Below are 20259 nucleotides of genomic sequence, written 5' to 3'. Positions count from 1 at the left end.
TATTTAATTATTTAATTGGTTCACCATATAAATCAAACTCTGTTGCATCAAATATTTTCACATATACAAATTCGCCTGTTTTTACATAAAATTTTGCAGCGTCGATTAATACTTCATTATCAACATCTGGACTGTCGAATTCAGTTCTTCCAACAAAATATTGACCTTCTTTTCTATCGATAATACATTTAAAAGTTTGACCGATTTTTTCTTGATTTAAATCCCACGAAATTTGCGATTGTACTTCCATTATTTCAGCTGCACGAGCTTGTTTTATTTCTTCGGGAACGTTATCATCAAGTAAATAAGCATGCGTGTTTTCTTCATGAGAATACGTAAAACAACCCAAACGTTCAAATTTCATTTCTTGAACCCAATCGCGCATAATTTCAAAATCTTCTTGCGATTCGCCAGGATAACCAACAATTAAAGTTGTTCGAATTGTCATTTCAGGAACAGCTTTACGAAATTCCTTGAGTAATTTAGTCGTTTTTTCTTTTGTTGTTCCTCGTCGCATCGATTTCAAAATAGAATCAGAAATATGTTGTAGCGGAATATCAATATAATTACAAATTTTTGGTTCGCGTTTCATCAATTCTAAAACATCCATTGGAAAACCCGTTGGAAAAGCATAATGTAAACGAATCCATTCAATTCCATCAACTTTCACTAAGTTTTCAAGCAATTCGGCAAGATTTCTTTTTTTGTATAAATCCAAACCATAATAAGTCAGATCTTGCGCTATTAAAATTAATTCTTTCACACCATTTTTAGCCAAACCTTCGGCTTCTTTAACCAATTTTTCGATAGTTTGTGAAACGTGTTTGCCTCTCATAATCGGAATAGCACAAAAGCTACAAGGTCGGTCACAACCTTCAGCAATTTTTAAATAAGCATAATTTTTTGGCGTAGTTGTTAAACGTTCACCAAGCAATTCGTGTTTGTAATCGGCACCAAGTGCTTTTAATAATAAAGGCAATTCTGTTGTGCCAAAATACTGATCTACATTCGGAATTTCTTTCTCTAAATCGGGGCGGTATCTTTCTGATAAACAACCTGTAACAAATACTTTATCGACTAAACCTTTCTCTTTTTTATCAGCATATTCTAATATAGTATTTACCGATTCTGCTTTGGCATTATCAATAAAACCACACGTATTAATTACTACAATATTACCTTCTTGTTCATGAACCACATCTTTTCCACTGGCTTTTAATTGTCCCATTAACACCTCACTATCGTAAGTGTTTTTAGAACATCCAAGTGTAATAACGTTGATTCTATTTTTCTTTACCGATTTGGTTCTCATATACTTAAATCTCAATTATTTTGAGAATTTTGCAAAATTACGTTATTTATCTTTAGAAGCGAAACTTTTGGGCTTTTTTGGTTTCCATTTTCCTGCCATTCGCTATATCTTTATCTGCGATAAAGGATATCGCTGCTGTCAGGGCTAAATAGTGATGTAAGTATACAAAAAAAACCATTCAAATCAACGAATGGTTTTAGAGTTTAATTTGAAATGGATAGTTACTATTCCTTAATCGTAATGGTTATTTCTTCATTGAATTTATATTCGCCTTTTTTAAAAACTTCTTTATTAGACAATATAATTTCATATGTGTAAATGCCTTTTGGTAATTCAAAAACGCATTCTTTTCCTTCTTTTTGGATTATGAGTTCTTTTTTAATATCATTATCATCTCCATCTTTACCAACTAATATAAAAGTTATCCTATCGAGAAGTTTGTTTTTGACACAAACACTTTCAATAATTTTTTTGTTGGTTTCTTTAGATTCCGATACATTATTTTTAAAAAAAGATATTCCATTTACTAGTATTTCACCACCTTTTAAAATATTTTGTATATCTGTTTGAGCAAAAGTGTTAATTGAAATAAAAAAAATAATTTTTAAAATTTTGTTCACTAAAGTTTTTTGTTAAAAGCTTAACTGTTGATTATAAAGTCTTAAATAATTTTATTTGACCAAACAAATTTACTATTTCCAATTGCATAAATATTTATTTTCTATGCTAGAATCTACATTAATTTAATAGGAGATTTTAGATATATTTATTTATTTGGTCAAATTAATTTCACAACATACTACATCCATAAAATATATAGAAGTGAGGTTTAAATTGATTTTGTAAGATTTTAATAGATTTAGATATTGAATACTATTTGTATCATTTTTTAAGAAAATCTGATATTGCTTTTTCTCTGCTTATAACATACTTGGCATATGTTACCTCGTCTTTTAAATAATCAACTAAGCAATCTTTGTATTCTGGTTTATCACTTCCAATAATGTAATCACCTTTATACAAAATATCTTTGCATTTGGTCGATCCAGATACTACTCTTGTACAATTAGTGCCTACTTGAACATTTTGATTAGCAAATTGCCAAACTTGCCCACTTTCATCATGGTAATTAATTACTAAATTAACTGTGTAGCATCCATTTACAGCACTAACCATTGTTGCAGTTGCAGTAAACCAAAAATTAATTAATCTTTCAGGATTTGTCTGAGCAGGATTTGTCTGAGCAGAAGAACAACCAATAAATAAAAAACTAATAAATAAAGAATAAAATAAATTTTTCATAATAATAAAATTTAAAGTTAATAATAAAATTGATAAAACAAAATGTATCGCGATATTTAGTTTGGTAAAATTATGAAGGTTCGGTTTAAAAAAAAATGTGAATTTTTCACACATTTTTTTGCATAAATGTTATTCATCTATTTAATTTTAATATTTTTGGTAACATATACTAACAAAATCTTAAATTATGATATTACAGCCTAAAGAAAAATTAAAAAAAATTAGAAAATCAATGTTTACTCAAGAAGTTTTTTCAGAACTAGTTGCTATGGATCAATCTCAATATAATCGACGTGAAAAAGGAAGAATTACCATTACTGATGATGAATGGGAAAGATTTGCAAAAGTACTTAATGTAGATGTTGATAAAATTAAAGAAGCCGATATTCCTTTAATAAATATTACTCACAATCACGGAGAAAATGATAATTCAATAAACGGATATGAGATTAAAGTAAATGTTCCTAAAAATATTTTTGATATTTTTCATGCTAAATTGGATACTTTAATATCATTGATGAGTAAAACTTAGAAAGTAAATAATTTAATTTTAAATTGAAAACTGAGATGACGATTAAATTATTTTTCATCTAATAAATAGCAAAAACCATTCAAATCAACAAATGGTTTTATTTTATTTTTTACAGTTCAAAAAGTAAAGTAACAGAAATAGTATTGTTTATTGTTTTTATCATTGCAGGATCTGTAAGCCCTCGAGAGAAAAAACCTTGTTGTGTTTCTCTTTGCGACTGAGAAAAGGCCAAATCTAATAAGACAGAACCAAAATTATAACCTAAGCCTCCAGAATATCCGGTTAAATCGCCAACCGATTTACCATCTTTAAACGGACTTTGTTCAAATCGGTAACCACCACGTAAACTAATTTTTTTGATTCTATATTCGGCTCCAACTCGAATTTCGCTAGAAACATCAAGATTATTTGCCATTTGAACATTGGTTTGTGTAAAAGCATTATTAGGCTTGAATTGTGTTTTGCTGTAATCTTTAATAGCGTAATCCAAACTGATTAATCCTTTTTTTCCAAATACATAAGCAAAACTACCTGTCCATTTGCTAGGTGTTTGTAAATTATAAGGTTCATAAATTATTATTGTATTTGGATCAACAACATCGGGTGGTAAATTACCATTTGTACTTCCGCTAGTAGCCACTAATGTTTGTGAAAACTCGTCGTTCAATCGGTACCAAGTTGGTGACTCATAAGCTAATCCGACACGAATTTCTTTAACAGGTTTGTAAATAGTTCCTAATTGAAACGACAATCCAGTTCCGTAAGTATACAAATCGTTATTAAAACGAACACGTTTAACTAAATCGGTTGTTGAAGTATTATTAGTATTAGTTTCAGTAAAAGTAGATGTTTGTTGGTAATCAGTAAAGTAAGAATTTATATTTAATCCAAAAGAAAATTTATCAGTGTATTGTGCTGATGCATTAATAGTTAGTTTTCCGTTATATCCATTTGATACTACTCTATTTTCTTGATAATAATTTCCGCCAGGAGCAACTAAAGAATTATATTGAGTAGTTGAAGGTAAATTGGGATCAATTATAAAAGCTTGATAACCCAGAAAAGCTTGTTGAGCACTGTAACCATTTATAGTTGAATAAGTAGTTGAATCGGGTAATCCACCAAGAAATGAATATAAATTTTGTATTGATTCTCCAGGTTGTGTTTGTAATAATTCTAGAGGAATTCCCCCATTTGCATTAGCATAACTTAAAAAATAATTAGCTATTGAGTTTGTTGGATTGGTGCCAGCTGAAAAAACAGTATTATTTAAATTATTTGCATTATCATAATTTATTGCTATTGCAAATTTTTTCCAATTGGTATTTTCTTTTGGAATAGTAAAAACAAAAACACCACCAGCTTGATTTAGGTCTAAAGCATTATCATTTTCCGTAGTACTTTTCCCAAAATAGTTTGACTTATTGTTGTTATTGAAATTACTAAGTGTAAGTCCGATTTGATTATTTGAAAATACAATTGAACCAGCTGGATTTACATTTAAGGAAGAAAAATCACCACCTAAAGCTCCAAAAGCACCACTCATAGCTCTAAAACGTGCAGTTCCATTAAGATTATCTTGTGCATAACGTAATGCATCAATTGTATTTTGAGATTGTATTGTGAACACAATAAAGACTGTAATCATTAAAGAAATTATGTTTTTCATAACAGAACTAATTTTTAAAATAAGGATTAGGCAATAACAAAATATTAATAAATAGGTCATTCATTAAAATATGCTATAAAATAAAAAAATTAAAGAGATATTATCTTCTACCGCCACCGCCACCACTTGAACGTCCACCGCCACCGCCACCAAAGCCACTTGAACGACTACCACCAGAACTAGGAGAATAGGAACGAGGTGAATCACTTCTTGAATTTGTATTATAGTCTCGAGAAGGAGATGTAGTATTATTTCTAGAATTAGTACTATTATCTCTCGCAGTTGTGTTAGGTTTTGACGATGTAGTATTGGATCTAGTAGAATAATTTCTGCTGTTAGAGTTTGTTCTTATAGTATTTGGTCTATTATCAGTAGATGTATAGCCTCTAGTTGGAGTTGTTGTATTATATCTGGTAGGAGTTATCGTAGTTCTTTGACGAGAACCAACATTACTAATACGATCCCTTCTGCCATTACCATAGGCATAATTATTTCCGTAAAAACCTCCATTATTGTAAAAACCATCACCGCAAAAATAAGGATTACCAAAATTGCCACCCCAATTGTTCCAACCCCAATTGTTCCAACCCCAGTTGTTCCAACCCCAGTTATTCCAACCCCAGTTATTCCAACCTCCACCCCAATTGTTCCAACCCCAGTTATTCCAGCCTCCACCCCAATTATTATCATAAACTATTACAGTTGTTGTTGTAGGATTAGAACCCCAACTACTATTAGAATTAGTTTCTACGATTGAATTTTTATTAACAGTATCTGTTACAGTTGAATAATTTTCAACATCAGTAAAAATTTCTTGATTTTCTTGGTTTAAAGAACTGAAATACTCTTTATATTTATTAGTAGCTACAACATCATTTTGTGTCGATTTGGAAGAACTTCCATAAATTCCATCATTATCATAATATGATTTATTTTGAGTTGACCCACAAGATGCTATAACCATAACACTAAATCCAAATAGCGTATAAATGGATAATTTTTTTGAAGAAAAATAATTTGTTTTCATATCTATAGCTTTTTTATTGTTGTTCATTACAAAAATAGTTAGTTTTGTCGAACTATTTAGTTAAAATAAGTTAAACAATTTTTATGCCAAACTATTCATTATGAGTAAGAACTTAACAACACGAAATGAAGATTATTCCAAATGGTACAACGAACTAGTAGTTAAAGCAGATTTAGCTGAAAACTCAGGCGTTAGAGGCTGTATGGTTATCAAACCCTATGGTTATGCTATTTGGGAAAAAATGCAAGCTGAATTAGATCGATTGTTTAAAGAAACAGGACATAGTAATGCCTATTTTCCGCTTTTTGTTCCCAAAAGTATGTTTGAAGCAGAAGAAAAAAATGCTGAAGGATTTGCAAAGGAATGTGCGATTGTGACACATTACCGATTAAAAAACGATCCAGATAAACCTGGAAAATTAATGGTCGATCCAAATGCTAAATTGGAAGAAGAACTAATTGTTCGACCAACAAGTGAAGCAATTATATGGAGTACTTATAAAAATTGGGTGCAATCGTATAGAGATTTACCACTTTTAATTAATCAATGGGCAAATGTAGTGCGATGGGAAATGAGAACGCGGTTGTTTTTGAGAACTGCCGAATTTTTATGGCAAGAAGGTCATACAGCTCATGCTACAAAAGCAGAAGCAATTGAAGAATCTGAAAAAATGATGAATGTTTATGCAGAGTTTGTTGAAAATTTCATGGCAATTCCTGTAATTAAAGGATTAAAAACAGAATCGGAGCGATTTGCTGGTGCAGAAGAAACGTATTGTATTGAAGCATTAATGCAAGACGGCAAAGCATTGCAAGCAGGAACTTCACATTTTTTAGGACAAAACTTTGCAAAAGCATTCGAGGTAAAATTTGCAAATCAAGAAGGGAAACAAGAATACGTTTGGGGAACTTCTTGGGGAGTTTCTACACGATTAATGGGAGCTCTAGTTATGACTCATTCTGACGATAATGGATTAGTTTTGCCTCCAAATTTAGCGCCAATTCAAGTTGTAATTGTTCCCATTTTTAAAACTGATTATGAATTTGAAGCGATAACAAAAGTTGTATCAGATTTAGTTTCTCAATTTAAAAAGTTAAAAATTTCGGTTAAATATGATGACAGATTGACACAAAAACCAGGCTTTAAGTTTGCCGAATGGGAGTTGAAAGGAGTTCCAATCAGAATTGCTGTTGGACCAAAAGATTTAGAAAATGAAACTTTTGAAGTTGCGCGTCGCGATACATTGTCTAAAGAAATAATTAGTAAAGAAAGAATTGTAACTTACATAAGTGATTTATTAATTATTATTCAGAATGACTTGTTTAATAATGCCTTAGAATATAGAAATACTCATATTACTGAAGTTAACTCTTTTGATGAGTTTAAAGAAGTACTAGAAAATAAAACTGGCTTTATAGCAGCTCACTGGGATGGAACATCAGAAACCGAAGAAAAAATTAAAGACGCAACCAAAGCAAGTATTCGTTGTATTCCAATAGATAGAAAAGAACAAGAAGGAATATGTGTTTTTTCTGGAGGCAAGTCAACTGGTAGAGTGCTATTTGCTAAAGCATATTAAAAAAAAATAAAAAAAAATAACTTTCTACTATTGTGTGAATAAAAAATAGTTGTATTTTTGCATCCGCATTCAAGAAGATGGCCCGTTCGTCTATCGGTTAGGACGCATGGTTTTCATCCATGTAAGAGGGGTTCGATTCCCCTACGGGCTACATTTAACTTATAAAATAAAAAAAAATGGCAAATCATAAGTCAGCTTTAAAAAGAATTAGAAGTAACGATAAAAAAAGAGTATTAAATAGATACCAGCACAAAACTACTCGTAATGCTATAAAAGCTTTAAGGATAGCTACAGATAAATCTGATGCATCTTCAAAATTATCAGGTGTTATATCTATGATAGATAAATTAGCTAAAAAGAACATTATTCATGATAACAAGGCAGCTAATTTAAAATCAAAATTAACAAAACATGTTGCTAAACTTTAAAAGTTTAATATAATTATATTTAAAAAGCTTCCATAATTATGGAGGCTTTTTTTATTTGATTATATTTTTTAATATTTCAAGAATTTCAGATGTTATTGGTTTTGATAAAAATTCTATAACCATTGGATAATCTTTTGATTTTTTTATATCATTAGGATCAATTGTTGAAGATAAAACAATTACTTTAGTTTTATAAAAATTTTCCAAATATTCATTTTTAGAAAAAATATCCAGAAATTCCCAACCATTCATTATAGGCATATTTAAATCTAAAAATATTAATTGAGGAAAGTTATTTGCTTGATTTACATTTTCAATTATTAAATTATCAAAATATTTTAGAGCTTCTTCTCCATTATTTGCGGAATCAATTTCTTGTGAAAAATCTGATTTTTTTATTACTTTTTTACAAAGCATTAAAGTTATCGGATCATCGTCCACACAAAGTATTTTTTCTAACATTTTACATTAATTTTTAAATAATATTTTAAAAGAAGTGCCTTTTCCAACTTCACTATGAATTGATATACTTCCTCCCATTGCTTCAACTTGAGATTTAACTAAATACAATCCCAATCCTTTACTGTCGGTATGATTATGAAATCTTTGGTATAATCCAAAAACTTTATCTTTATTTCTTTCTAAATCGATGCCAATTCCGTTATCAGCAAATTCAATAACAGTCATATTCCCTTCAATAGATGACGTAATAAATATTTTAAGTTGCCTCTTTTCATCTCTGTATTTCAAAGAGTTTGTCATCAAATTTAATAAAATACTTTCTAAATACGATTTATTTATAATTAAAGTTTTTGCGTTATCGAAAGACAATTTTAATATAGGTTTTTGAACACCAATAATAAAAGTTAATTGATTGAATACATTTTCAAAAACATCTCTTATTTCTACTTCTTCTTTTTGAATAGACGGACTGTCTTTAATAATAATTACATTAACTAAATCGGTTATTGTTTCATTTAATAATCCGGTTGATTTCGAAAAACCATCTAATAATTCTTTTAATTCTTCATTTTCAATCGGAATGTCTTCAATTAAATTTAACAATCCAGTAAGATTAGACAAAGGCGCTCTTAAATTATGAGAAGTAATATAAGAAAATTGTTTTAAATCTTTATTATTCTGCGTTAACTCACTTATTAAATGTTCTCGTTCTTCTTCTCTTTCTTTTTCTTTTGAAATATCTCTTTGAATTGATATCCAATGCGAATGTTCATTATCGAAATTTGTAATTGGAATCATAGTAAAATTAACCCAATATTCTTCATTTTTTTTATTATAATTTAAAGTTTCAAAAGTAAATTCTTCCTTTTTTTTAATAGCATTTGCTAAGTTTTTTATATCTTTTCTTACAGAATTCTTACTCATAAAAACTTTAGGAGTTTTCCCAATAACTTCTTTTGATGAAAAACCTGTCAGTTTTGTAAAAGCTGGATTTACATATACAATTTTCGGAATTCCTCTCTCGTTACTCTCAGATTCAGTAATTATAATTGAATCTTTCGTTTGAGTAATTACAGTTTCTAATAAACGCAACCGTTGTTCTTCTTCTTTAAGTTTTGTAATGTCTTGCATTGCTCCAATAACTCGAATAACTTTTTTAGTATCATCCATTACTAAAAAACCTCTATCATAAATATATTTATAGGATCCATCAGAACATAAAAAACGATAATAATCTTGCCATTTCTCCGTTTTTTGTTCAATATAAGAATATACTTTAACCGAAATTTTTAAGCTGTCTTCAGGATGAATTTTATCAAACCACCATTGAATAGAATCGCCAACATCTTCTTTTTTATAACCAAAAATACCTTGAATACCTTTATTGAATATGAATTTGTTTGTTCCAATATCCCAATCCCAAATAGTATCGCTTGTAGCTTTAGCAACAATATCATATCGTTCATTAGACTTGGATAATTCTTCGTTACTGTTTTTTAATTTATTTAAATGATTTGTAACAAATTTATTGTTTCTTGAAATTAAATAGCCAAAAAACAAAGTTGAAGTCGATATAACAATAAAACTAATTAGAAAACTAAGAAGAAAAAGGTTTTTTGGAAGGTATTGTTTTAGTAGAAAATATTGGCTTGCAAAAACCAAAAAAAGTATAGCTATAAAATAAGTAAGAATTATTTTATTCGATTTATTTTTCATTAATCAAAAATAAAAAATTATTTATTAAAACAATTTTTTTTATTAAAAAAAACACTTTTATATTTAAAAACGATAGTTTGCGTTACGATAATGTAAAGTATTGTTGATACAGTTTTTTTAATCGAAATAAAGTGTACCTTTGCACCCATTAAAAATAACAGATGGAATCTATTAGAAACATTGCAATTATTGCCCACGTCGATCACGGTAAAACAACATTGGTTGATAAAATTATGTACCATTGTCAACTTTTTCGTGAAAATGAAAATGCGGGTGACTTAATTCTTGATAACAACGACCTTGAACGCGAAAGAGGAATTACAATTACTTCAAAAAACGTTTCTGTTTCTTATAAAGGAACAAAAATCAATATTATTGATACTCCTGGTCACGCCGATTTTGGTGGCGAAGTGGAACGTGTTTTAAATATGGCTGATGGTGTTTGTCTTTTAGTAGATGCCTTTGAAGGTCCAATGCCTCAAACACGTTTTGTTTTGCAAAAAGCAATCGATTTAGGTTTAAAACCTTGCGTAGTTATTAATAAAGTAGATAAAGAAAACTGTACTCCTGAAGAAGTTCATGAAAAAGTTTTCGATTTAATGTATGAATTAGGTGCTGAAGAATGGCAGTTGGATTTTCCAACAGTTTACGGTTCAGCTAAACACAATTGGATGTCGGATGATTTCAGGAATCCAACAACTAACATAGAGCCATTATTAGATATGGTGATTAAAAATGTTCCTCCTCCAAAAGTTTCAGAAGGAACTCCTCAAATGCTAATTACTTCTTTAGATTTCTCTTCGTTTACAGGTCGTATTGCGATTGGTCGTTTGGAAAGAGGCGTTTTAAAAGAGGGAATGCCAATTTCTTTAGTAAAAAGAGATGGTAAAGTTATAAAATCAAGAATCAAAGAGTTACACACTTTTGAAGGATTAGGTCGTAAAAAAGTGCAAGAAGTTATAGCTGGAGATATTTGTGCTATTGTTGGAATAGAAGGTTTTGAAATTGGCGATACTATAGCCGATTTTGAAAATCCAGAAGCTTTACAAACCATTGCAATCGATGAGCCTACAATGAGTATGTTATTTACCATTAATGATTCTCCTTTCTTTGGTAAAGAAGGTAAATTTGTGACATCAAGACACATTAGAGACCGTTTGACAAAAGAATTAGAAAAAAACTTAGCAATGAAGTTAGGTGAAACTGATTCGGCTGATAAATTTATGGTTTTTGGACGTGGTGTATTGCACTTGTCTGTACTTATTGAAACCATGAGAAGAGAAGGTTACGAATTACAAATTGGACAACCACAAGTAATCATTAAAGAAATTGATGGTAAAAAATGCGAACCAATCGAAGAATTGACTATCGATTTACCAGATCATTTGTCTGGAAGAGCAGTCGAATTTGTTTCTATTCGTAAAGGAGAAATGCTTTCTATGGAAGCAAAAGGTGAACGAATGATTGTAAAATTCAATGTTCCTTCACGTGGAATCATTGGATTGCGTAATCAACTCTTGACTGCTACTGCTGGTGAAGCTATAATGGCGCACCGTTTTATTGGCTACGAACCTTACAAAGGTGACATTCCTGGAAGAAACAATGGTTCGTTAATCTCTATGGAAAACGGAAAAGCAATTCCTTATTCTATCGATAAATTACAAGATAGAGGATCGTTTTTTGTAAATCCAAACGACGAAATTTATGAAGGTCAAGTTATTGGAGAAAACTCTCGTAGCGATGATATGTGTGTGAATGTGACTAAAATGAAAAAACAATCCAACGTTCGCTCATCTGGTAATGATGAAAAAGCGCGAATTATTCCTCCAATTATTTTCTCATTAGAAGAAGCTTTAGAATACATTCAAAAAGATGAATATGTTGAGGTAACTCCAAAATCGATTCGTTTGAGAAAAATATATTTGACTGAAACAGATAGAAAAAGATTCAAAATCTAATTTTATATTTTATACTAAAAAAGCCATTTGTGAGAATGGCTTTTTTTTTGCTTTACTTTTTCAGTAAAAAAAGAAGCGGAACATCCAGCCGATCTCTCCAAGAATTTTCGGTATGATCTTTACCGGGAAAGAATGTAGTAGTCCAATTTTTTTTAGTGAAACCTTTGGCAATCATAACTTTATTTACCCGTTCTTGTGAAGGTTGATACAAACTATCTAAAGTTTTATTGCCATAATCAAAATAAATTTTATGTTTACTAGGACTTGGTAAATTACGATTTAGATAGTTTATAAAAGCATTAGGAATTGGATTTTCATTGTTTTGATAAATTCCTGTCCAATGTGTTGAAAGGCAAGCTGCACCTCCAAAAACTTTAGGATATTCGCAAATAGCATACAACGAAATTAATCCTCCCATACTGGAACCTGCAACAAAAGTGTTTTTTCTGTTTGTTTTTGTTGCAAATGTTTTATCAATAAAAGGTTTTAATTCGGTTACTATAAACTTCAAGTATTCATTTGATAGTACTTTAAACTCAGCATCAATTTTTTTTCTTTTCAATAAATTTTCAGAAATGAATCTCTTTTGATTTGCATCAAAAGTTTGATAGGGCTTTTCAGGAAAATATTCTGGATGACGTTTTAATCCATTGTTCCATATTCCTACAACTATAAATTTTCTTGTTTTGCGAAGGTTTATTAATTTGCCTGCAGTTTCATCTACTTCCCAAGACTGTTTGTTCCAAGTCTTTTCAGCATCATACAAAGCTTGACCATCATGCATATACAAAACAGCATATTTTTCGTTTTTTGAATAGCCATCAGGTAACCAAACATCGATATTTCGAGCATCGACAAATTGGGAATTAAAATTCGCAAATCGTTCAATTTTTCCTGAAGAAACCTTAATGGATTGTGCCTTTATTTGCAAGGCAAAAAACAATAGAAATAGTAATGCTATTTTTTTTATCATTGGATTATCTTTTCAAACTAAAGTGACCTTTTGCTGCTCTTCCGTCTTCCAATTTTATAGTGTACCAATAATCATCTCCTGGCAATGGATTTCCGTTTAAAGTTCCGTCCCAACCTTCTCCTGAGGGTAATACTTGTTTGATGAGTTTACCATAACGGTCGAAAATATAAATAATAGATTTGCTGTTATAATTGGAGTTTACTCCCTTTACATTCCAAGAATCATTGTAGCCATCATTGTTTGGGGTGAAATATTTTGGAACTCCAACAACGGCAATTTTTTTAGAAACGGTTCCACACCCATTTTTATCATTGATGTAAACTTCATGAAATCCTGCGGACACATTATCAAAGAAATTCGAATTTTGCCATGGTCCAAAAGGTTCGTCTAAACTGTACTCGTAATCACCTGTTCCGGTTACGTTTACAGTTATTGTATTAATATCGGCCAAATCTACAATAACAATTTCTTGAATGTGTGCGATGTCGGATGCGGTTACTTTTATAGTTCGAATGCTACTACAACCAAAAGAATTCGTTACTTCAACACTATAATCTCCTTCGGTGTTAACATTTAAAGTGTATTCAATTTGACCGACCAAAACAGTTGCATCTTTTGTCCAAACATAACTGTAATCACTAGCAGGTGAGCCGTCTTGAATTCCTGCGTTTAGTACAACAAAGAAAGTCGGGTCGTTTGAGCATACTAATTCATCATCATCCCCATTTGTATTTAAATTTATTTTGGGTAATGGATTTACAATAAATGGTAAAATCAAGGTTGCTTTACAACCAGTATTTATTGGGTTTTCTACTGTTACAGTTACATTTTGTGTTCCAGTAATGAATGGATTGGGTAATGGACTTGGCAAAGAGTTTCCGTTTGCATCAAAATATTTTACTATCATTCCGGTTTGTGATCCTAAAATTGTAGATTCGAAAGTAGCAGTGTCAAAACTAAATTTTCCGTCTTGTAATAATGGATTGGCTTCATCGTCGCAAATTGTAGTCAAGGCATTTGAAAGCGGGAAAGCTTCGGGTAAATCGTTAACAACAAATTGTATGGTAGTTTCGTCAAAACATTTTAATACCGAATTATTTGTTACAACTGCTCTGATGGTTTGCGATACTGATGCGTAAGTTGCTGGAAAAGGACTTGGCAAAGGATTATTTGATTGATCAAAATAAGTAACCGTTTTATTGGATTGACCATTCAACAAAGTAGCTTGTAAAGTTGCAGTGTTAAAAGTAAAAATACCATCTTGATTGTCATCACATTGTCTGGGAATAGTAACAGTATTTGCATAAGGTAAGGCTTCAACGGTTAAACTCACAAAAGGGCCAAGACCAAAACAAGCATTGTCAACATTACTATCCACTCGGCCCCAAATTTGTTGCGTATTTGGATAACCAATATTTCTATAATTTACAACATCTGTAATAACATTGAGTTCTGCTAATGCATCGGCTTGGTTTCTATAATAAGTTATGGCGTAATTTCCAACGGGCAATAAACCTTGAATGGCTGTTGTAACACTGCTAAAGTTGAAAGTTGACACTCCATCTCTTTTATTATTATTTGCGTTGTTGATGCCATTTAGATCTAAAAAATCATCGCATACTTCAAAAGCTCTATTAAAGGTATTGGGGATTTGTGTTGCCAATACTTGTAAATTAATTTGTGCTATTCTAAAACAATTATTTGCATTGATAACTCTCGCCCAAACGGGCATTGCGCCTGGAGTAGTATTTTTAAAAGCAAGTGGTGTTGTAATTAACTCTACCGAATTTGCTGTGTTTGCTCCAATAAATGACGTGTAATACGTAAAAGTTTCATTGGCTGAATTACTAGAAATCAAGTTGTTTTTAACCGTTAGATTAAAAGTTGAAATAGCATCTAAATCATCATCGCACTGAATGATTGTTACAGTATTTACCGTAGGTAATGCATAAACGATTAATGCAGTATCATTAGAAATTAACCCACAAGAATTACCTGTTTTATTTAATTGTACCCGATATTTATAACCATTCATTGGGTTTGAAACACTTGTTATAACTAACATATTTGTTGTTGCTCCAGAATAAGTTGCATTGTTTAAAATGTTATTCCAAGTCAAACCATCGGACGAAACTTGCCATTGATACATGTTTCCACCATTATCAACCAGTGTAATGGTAGCATTTTGCAATTCACAAGTTGGAGCTATTGTTGGTTGTGTTGTTATTGCAATTGGTGCAGCTATTATGTAATTACTATTTGGCGAAGTGTAACCAATTCCGCTTGAAACTTGTCCATTTGAATTAACAGTAGGTGGAATAATTCCGCCAAGTAAACCGTCTCCATTTGAATCTAAAAATCCGGCTTCGATTACATCGTTGCACAAATCATTATCACTGTCTAAATCGCGATAATTTTTAATTCCATCTGCGTCAGAGTCGATTCCAGTTTCAGTAAGATCGAATATACCGTCATTATCACTGTCTAAATCCAAATAATCAACAACTCCATCAACATCAGTATCTATTGGAGTTAATCCGTTTCCAAAAGCATTGTCAATTCCATCTCCATTTGTATCCGCATTTGTTAAAACTATCGCTGAATTTACTTGTGCTTCTGTGCTATCCAAAATTCCATCATTGTCGCTATCTGAATCTAATTGATTTGGACTTCCATCACCATCAGAATCTTTTGGAATACAAGTTGCACTAAGTTTAAAAGTCGATTTGTTTCCTGCTGTATCGATGAGGTTTTTATGAGTAAATTTAAAATTTGTAGTTTGGTAGGATTGAAATTTAAAGGTTCCAGTTCCTGCATTTAAAGGTACAGTGCCATTTACTCTAAATCGAATTTCGAAAGACGAGAATTGTGTTACACCACTTTCATATATTCCATCATAATTGGTGTCAATTAGTAATTGATTTGTTGGGTTCAAAACAGTAATGGTTTTGTTTACATCACAATTTACAATATACTCGGCATCTGTATTGGCTAAATCTGTTGCTAGTGCTGTCGCTACATATTCAAGACTAATATTTATAGGTTGTAGAAAACTGACATTGTAATTTACCGAAAACCCTTTTCCAGCTTGAACTTCAGTTATAAAACTGCCATCAGCATTTCCTATAAATGGTAGCGTTGCTGCTGGAGTTGTAGCAGTAACTGTTCCAATAAAAGGATTTGAATAAGTGCTAACAGTAACAATCCCTGCAGCGAAATTTGAACTATTAATATTTTGATTTCCATACGATTCTGTGCAATTAAGGATTCCGTCATTATCAAAGTCTAGATCAATATTATCATTTGCTAAATCATTATCACCATTAGTTGGACATTCGCTAACTGGTATTTTATCAGAAAAAACATCGCTCAAACAATTAGAAATACTTCCTTTTACTTGATAAAAACCAGGTTCTGCTGGTGTATAAGTGCTGTTAGTCGCTAATGGAATAAGTACATCATTTTTATACCATTGAAAAGAATCATAAGCAGTTAATGCGCTTATTTTAAGTACTACATTTGGGATGCACGATGAATTTGTAATCGATAATTTATCCGAAGCTATTTCAGGTTTAGTATCAAATCCAGAATAATAACCACCATAAGTTGCTGCACCATTTGTTCCAAAATAGGACACGTAAACTTCTTTGGTAGATTTTACATTTATGTTTCCAAAGAGATTACTTACTGTATATCGTACATAATTTGGGTTGCCAACAACTGCAATCGGAGTTGAAATAATAGGAGAATTATTAATCAAAACAGTAGCTCCAGTTTTAGTTACAATATTTAAACCGCCAATAAATGTTACATTTCCAATAGATTCTATTAATGGGATATTATCTACGATACTAGGCGTTGCACAATTTAATGGTGGTACAAAAAATAAGTTTTGATTTGCTGGCGTAGCTGATCCTCCAATACTTTGATAGGCAAAAACATTTTCACTTGTTGAAGCATAAAGGTTGCCATTAATAAATTGGCTTCCATCTAAAACAACATAATCACCAGGATTAACAAGTGTAATAAAAGGGTTTGGGTTGCCATTTAAATATACTGCTGTATTGGGTTTGTGTGCAATTAATAAAACACGCTCTAAATCATTAGCACCAATTCCTTGAACAAAAATGTATTCTTTTCCTGTTTTTTCGAAAGAAACAATTTGGTCAAAACCAACATCTCTTCCTGCAGGATTTCCCTGATTGTTAAGAGTTATGCTATTACTTCCTGCAAACGATCCAGAGTTGACAACCACTGGTTTGTCTGATTCTACTAATGCGCCAATCATTTTAGCACTATTTGATAAAGGATTTCCGTCATTAAAGTTTTCGAAAGCTAAAACGTAACTTTCATTTTTATTTAATGTAAAAGTTAATGGTCCAGAAATGGCTACACCGTTTGAGAGTATAGTTCCAATAGGTATATTAGAAATGGTAATATTAGTACCGTTTTCTGTAGATAAAATGGAAGCAAAATTTAATAAAGTAACATCAAAAAGGGGATTTAACATAGCGCCTAAACGAAATGATTTCCCTAAAGCGCTATTTCCTTTAGAAACAAGTCCGCCAGCATGAACGTATGAGCCACCAAAACCAAGTCCAGAATTTACTCGGACGCTTGCATAAACTAAATCTTCGGCTTCAATAATGTAGCCTTTATTTTGAACAATCCCGATACTTGTTTTAGGTGTAAAGAGTCTAGTATTATCACCAGAACCAATGGAATATACATAAGGGTTAGCATTGTTTACACTACCAGCTATTGTGTTTCCACCATTTTCGATAATTTTAAAATTAACATTAGTTATACTTGGTGTAGAAATATAGATATATTGATCACCTGCTAAATTAGTATTGCAAGTTACGGGAGGAATATAATGGGTTTTGCTAAATTGGGAAAAACAATTTATGGTTAAAAAAACCATGAATAGGAATGCTATTTTTTTCATTGGCTAAAAATAACAAATATTAGCTATCTTTTCAAGCTAAAATGGCCTTTTATTATTTTTCCGTCTTTAAAATTTAATTGAAACCAGTAATCGTTTGAGGGTAATTGTATTCCTTCCAAAGTTCCATCCCAACTAGAACTGTTCGCATAAAGTTGTTTTAGTAATTTACCGTATCGATCAAAAATAGTAAGCGTTGCATTTGGAAATAAATTAAGATTTTTAATCTCCCAAAAATCATTAAATCCATCTTGATTTGGCGTGAAAAAACGAGGATAATCTAAAACATAAACCACAAAAGGATTTGATAAGCCACAACCCTTTTTATCTTTTGCATAAGCCACATAATAACCGGGCGCAACATTATCAAATTGTGGACTGTCTTGAAAATAGGAATTATCTAATGAAAATTCATAATTTCCAATTCCGGTAAATTCTATTAAAACCGAATTGTTATTTCCTGCAAAATCATTAACCTTAGTGCCAGTAATTGTCGCAATTCCGGATGCAGTTACAGTAAATGTTTTAGTTGCTTTACAGCCGTTAGCATTAGTAACGGTAACGGTGTAACTACCGGGATCTTTAACTATTATAGTGTTGTTCATTGAACCAGTATTCCATAAGTAACTGGAATAGCCTAAAGGAACGCTCAACGGAATTGTAGCATTTTCACAAACAATTGCAGTTTCGGTTTGAAAATTTGGTGGACTAAATGGATTTACCACAAGAGTTATAGGAACAAGTCCATAGCAATTAGAACCATTTACGATTCGGGCATAAATAATTTGTTGGTTTGGAGCTGTGTTGCTAAAATTGTTTGCCAGAGGATTTTTTTGAAGCACAGCATCGCTAGAATTTAAATAATATTCGACTAGTAATCCAGTAGGCAAACCCATTAATACTTGAGGTGTTACTAGTAAATTTAAATCAAATTGAGACAATCCATCTTGCACCGAATCACCATCACAAATAGAAATAGGATTTTGAGGCGCAATAATATTGTTTGAAATTTTAAGGTTTAATTCAGCATAATTTACACAACCATACGAATTTGTTACTCTAGCATAAAGGATTTGGTTTATTATTTTGTTCGTATAAGTGGTTGGATTCAAAATAGGATTAATAAGTAATTTGGCTTCTGGTAAAGTCTCATAATAAACCACAGGACTCAAACTAGTGTCATTATTTTTTATCAAATTATCTATTCTAGTTAAATCAAAAACTGATTTTCCATCACCATTATCATCGCATTGAATTAAGGTTGAATTTGATAAAATAATTTCGGGAGTATATTCGATTTTAATTTGTCCAATTGCCATACAAGTTGAGGGAGATAATGTGATTTCAACTTTATAATCACCAGCATCAATCGCCTGATAGAAAGGGTTGGTTTCGCCAATTATTTCACTATTATTTTTAAACCATTTGTAACCATAAGTAGTAGGTAATTGTGTGTCAATTACAAAAGGTTGACCAAAGCAAACTGGATTATTTGTAACTAAAAGTCGGTCTTGTCCGAGGTTTATTTTTGGAGCAAAACTTCCAGCTTGAAGAAAAACAGCTGAATCAAAAAACCGTGTCTGATCGTCAGCCATAACAAGTTTTATATGATAAGTCGTTCCAGCAATAACTGTAGACTGGGCATTCATAACAACCGTTTGTCCACCAAAATTTGTTGGGTTAGCTGCCGTATTAAATCCATTAAAATAAATTTGGTTTAGTGCTGGACAACCACCTTGAGCTCCAGATGCAGGAATTGTAGGACGTACATTTACAGAAGAAACAGGCGTCGTTGTTCCGGGAACCAAAGCCAGATTTTGATAATTTGCCGTACTACCTTTTACTTTAATCAAAAAAGCAAAACCATCTGAGTAATTACATGGAAAATTGCCTTGATATTCATTCGACGCAAAAATGTAATTAAAACTAATAAAATTTGTCAAAGGTGTAAAATCAAATTCTAATGAAGTTGCATTTACAGAATTGATTCCTAATGCTTGATTTAAATCGGCATCGCCAGTCCAAGATTGACTTCCGCCACCATTATTACCAGCTACAAATGGGCCAATTGTTTTATCGGCACTCCAAGTATTTAAAACCACACCTTCGGCAAAAGGAAAAGTACTCGTTCCTGCATTAAAATAGCCATAACTGTTCTTCCCAGAAGTAAAAGTGTCGCCGTTTACTGTAAAGTTTGAAACTGTTGCGCAAGAACTGTTTACCAGTATATTCTCAACAAGTTGTTGTGCGGTTTTAGTATCATCTACTGTAATGTATTGTGCTCTTGCAATGGTTAAATTGCAACAGAAAAAGAAAACTGAAAGTATAACTTTTGTACAGTTCATAGTGGTACAAA

At 31.4% G+C, this 20259-nt stretch carries 14 protein-coding genes and 1 tRNA gene; 5 read left to right on the top strand and 10 right to left on the bottom strand.

Annotated elements, in window-relative coordinates; genetic code table 11:
* Nucleotides 1–7 precede the first annotated feature (7 nt).
* From rimO to RMO53_RS14380, 3 genes are all read right to left on the bottom strand, one after another.
* The gene (rimO, locus tag RMO53_RS14390) at nucleotides 8–1312 is read right to left on the bottom strand and encodes a 30S ribosomal protein S12 methylthiotransferase RimO (protein WP_310382026.1); all 1305 of its coding nucleotides are present in this window, start codon (nucleotides 1310–1312) and stop codon (nucleotides 8–10) included.
* Nucleotides 1313–1536: 224 nt separating this feature from the next.
* Complete coding sequence (locus tag RMO53_RS14385; protein WP_310382025.1) at nucleotides 1537–1932, bottom strand: hypothetical protein; 396 nt, start codon at nucleotides 1930–1932, stop codon at nucleotides 1537–1539.
* A gap of 262 nt (nucleotides 1933–2194) precedes the next feature.
* Nucleotides 2195–2614, bottom strand: a complete 420-nt coding sequence (locus tag RMO53_RS14380; RefSeq protein ID WP_310382024.1) for a hypothetical protein — start codon at nucleotides 2612–2614, stop codon at nucleotides 2195–2197.
* A 187-nt stretch (nucleotides 2615–2801) separates the two neighbouring features.
* Here RMO53_RS14380 and RMO53_RS14375 point away from each other — a divergent pair, with 187 nt between their 5' ends.
* Nucleotides 2802–3146: a helix-turn-helix transcriptional regulator gene (locus RMO53_RS14375; protein ID WP_310382022.1), complete on the top strand. Its 345-nt coding sequence runs from the start codon at nucleotides 2802–2804 to the stop codon at nucleotides 3144–3146.
* A gap of 109 nt (nucleotides 3147–3255) precedes the next feature.
* Here the strand turns inward: RMO53_RS14375 and RMO53_RS14370 are convergent, their stop codons facing one another.
* Nucleotides 3256–4815 carry an outer membrane protein transport protein gene (locus tag RMO53_RS14370; RefSeq protein WP_310382020.1) on the bottom strand — a complete coding sequence of 520 codons (1560 nt, stop codon included), beginning with the start codon at nucleotides 4813–4815 and terminating at the stop codon, nucleotides 3256–3258.
* Nucleotides 4816–4915: 100 nt separating this feature from the next.
* Complete coding sequence (locus tag RMO53_RS14365) at nucleotides 4916–5842, bottom strand: hypothetical protein (RefSeq protein WP_310382019.1); 927 nt, start codon at nucleotides 5840–5842, stop codon at nucleotides 4916–4918.
* Between the two features lie 100 nt (nucleotides 5843–5942).
* Here RMO53_RS14365 and proS point away from each other — a divergent pair, with 100 nt between their 5' ends.
* The 3 genes from proS to rpsT all read left to right on the top strand — a co-directional run bounded on the left by proS (nucleotide 5943) and on the right by rpsT (nucleotide 7849).
* On the top strand, nucleotides 5943–7421 hold the full coding sequence (gene proS, locus RMO53_RS14360; protein ID WP_310382017.1) for a proline--tRNA ligase: 1479 nt from the start codon (nucleotides 5943–5945) through the stop codon (nucleotides 7419–7421).
* A gap of 79 nt (nucleotides 7422–7500) precedes the next feature.
* Nucleotides 7501–7572 (top strand) — tRNA-Glu (locus RMO53_RS14355).
* Nucleotides 7573–7597: 25 nt separating this feature from the next.
* On the top strand, nucleotides 7598–7849 hold the full coding sequence (gene rpsT / locus RMO53_RS14350) for a 30S ribosomal protein S20 (RefSeq protein ID WP_310382015.1): 252 nt from the start codon (nucleotides 7598–7600) through the stop codon (nucleotides 7847–7849).
* A 51-nt stretch (nucleotides 7850–7900) separates the two neighbouring features.
* Here rpsT and RMO53_RS14345 read toward each other — a convergent pair whose 3' ends face one another.
* Entirely contained in the window at nucleotides 7901–8311 is a 411-nt protein-coding gene (locus RMO53_RS14345; RefSeq protein WP_310382013.1) for a response regulator, read from the bottom strand.
* Between the two features lie 6 nt (nucleotides 8312–8317).
* Nucleotides 8318–10027, bottom strand: a complete 1710-nt coding sequence (locus RMO53_RS14340; RefSeq protein WP_310382011.1) for a PAS domain S-box protein — start codon at nucleotides 10025–10027, stop codon at nucleotides 8318–8320.
* Between the two features lie 161 nt (nucleotides 10028–10188).
* Here RMO53_RS14340 and typA point away from each other — a divergent pair, with 161 nt between their 5' ends.
* Nucleotides 10189–11985 carry a translational GTPase TypA gene (gene typA / locus RMO53_RS14335; protein WP_310382009.1) on the top strand — a complete coding sequence of 599 codons (1797 nt, stop codon included), beginning with the start codon at nucleotides 10189–10191 and terminating at the stop codon, nucleotides 11983–11985.
* 52 nt (nucleotides 11986–12037) lie between these two features.
* On the opposite strand, the gene RMO53_RS14330 is transcribed toward typA, so the two are convergent.
* From RMO53_RS14330 to RMO53_RS14320, 3 genes are read right to left on the bottom strand one after another with little or no spacing between them, the layout of a single operon-like run.
* A complete protein-coding gene (locus tag RMO53_RS14330; protein WP_310382007.1) occupies nucleotides 12038–12958 on the bottom strand; it encodes an alpha/beta hydrolase-fold protein in 921 nt (306 codons plus the stop codon).
* A 4-nt stretch (nucleotides 12959–12962) separates the two neighbouring features.
* The gene (locus tag RMO53_RS14325) at nucleotides 12963–17906 is read right to left on the bottom strand and encodes a T9SS type B sorting domain-containing protein (protein WP_310382005.1); all 4944 of its coding nucleotides are present in this window, start codon (nucleotides 17904–17906) and stop codon (nucleotides 12963–12965) included.
* Nucleotides 17907–17929: 23 nt separating this feature from the next.
* The gene (locus RMO53_RS14320; protein WP_310382003.1) at nucleotides 17930–20248 is read right to left on the bottom strand and encodes a choice-of-anchor L domain-containing protein; all 2319 of its coding nucleotides are present in this window, start codon (nucleotides 20246–20248) and stop codon (nucleotides 17930–17932) included.
* Between the last annotated feature and the right edge of the window lie 11 nt (nucleotides 20249–20259).

Source organism: Flavobacterium sp. (genome assembly GCF_031409475.1).
Classification (GTDB): Bacteria; Bacteroidota; Bacteroidia; order Flavobacteriales; family Flavobacteriaceae; genus Flavobacterium.
The sequence above is the reverse complement of the archived record's forward strand: the minus strand, read 5'-3'. Positions and strand labels throughout refer to the sequence as shown.

What these genes read in the sequence shown, in the direction of transcription:
- rimO (WP_310382026.1), bottom strand. Translation starts at nt 1,312, where the DNA reads ATGAGAACCAAATCGGTAAAGAAAAATAGAATCAACGTTATTACACTT.
- RMO53_RS14380 (WP_310382024.1), bottom strand. Translation starts at nt 2,614, where the DNA reads ATGAAAAATTTATTTTATTCTTTATTTATTAGTTTTTTATTTATTGGT.
- RMO53_RS14375 (WP_310382022.1), top strand. Translation starts at nt 2,802, where the DNA reads ATGATATTACAGCCTAAAGAAAAATTAAAAAAAATTAGAAAATCAATG.
- RMO53_RS14370 (WP_310382020.1), bottom strand. Translation starts at nt 4,815, where the DNA reads ATGAAAAACATAATTTCTTTAATGATTACAGTCTTTATTGTGTTCACA.
- RMO53_RS14365 (WP_310382019.1), bottom strand. Translation starts at nt 5,842, where the DNA reads ATGAAAACAAATTATTTTTCTTCAAAAAAATTATCCATTTATACGCTA.
- proS (WP_310382017.1), top strand. Translation starts at nt 5,943, where the DNA reads ATGAGTAAGAACTTAACAACACGAAATGAAGATTATTCCAAATGGTAC.
- rpsT (WP_310382015.1), top strand. Translation starts at nt 7,598, where the DNA reads ATGGCAAATCATAAGTCAGCTTTAAAAAGAATTAGAAGTAACGATAAA.
- RMO53_RS14345 (WP_310382013.1), bottom strand. Translation starts at nt 8,311, where the DNA reads ATGTTAGAAAAAATACTTTGTGTGGACGATGATCCGATAACTTTAATG.
- RMO53_RS14340 (WP_310382011.1), bottom strand. Translation starts at nt 10,027, where the DNA reads ATGAAAAATAAATCGAATAAAATAATTCTTACTTATTTTATAGCTATA.
- typA (WP_310382009.1), top strand. Translation starts at nt 10,189, where the DNA reads ATGGAATCTATTAGAAACATTGCAATTATTGCCCACGTCGATCACGGT.
- RMO53_RS14330 (WP_310382007.1), bottom strand. Translation starts at nt 12,958, where the DNA reads ATGATAAAAAAAATAGCATTACTATTTCTATTGTTTTTTGCCTTGCAA.
- RMO53_RS14325 (WP_310382005.1), bottom strand. Translation starts at nt 17,906, where the DNA reads ATGAAAAAAATAGCATTCCTATTCATGGTTTTTTTAACCATAAATTGT.
- RMO53_RS14320 (WP_310382003.1), bottom strand. Translation starts at nt 20,248, where the DNA reads ATGAACTGTACAAAAGTTATACTTTCAGTTTTCTTTTTCTGTTGCAAT.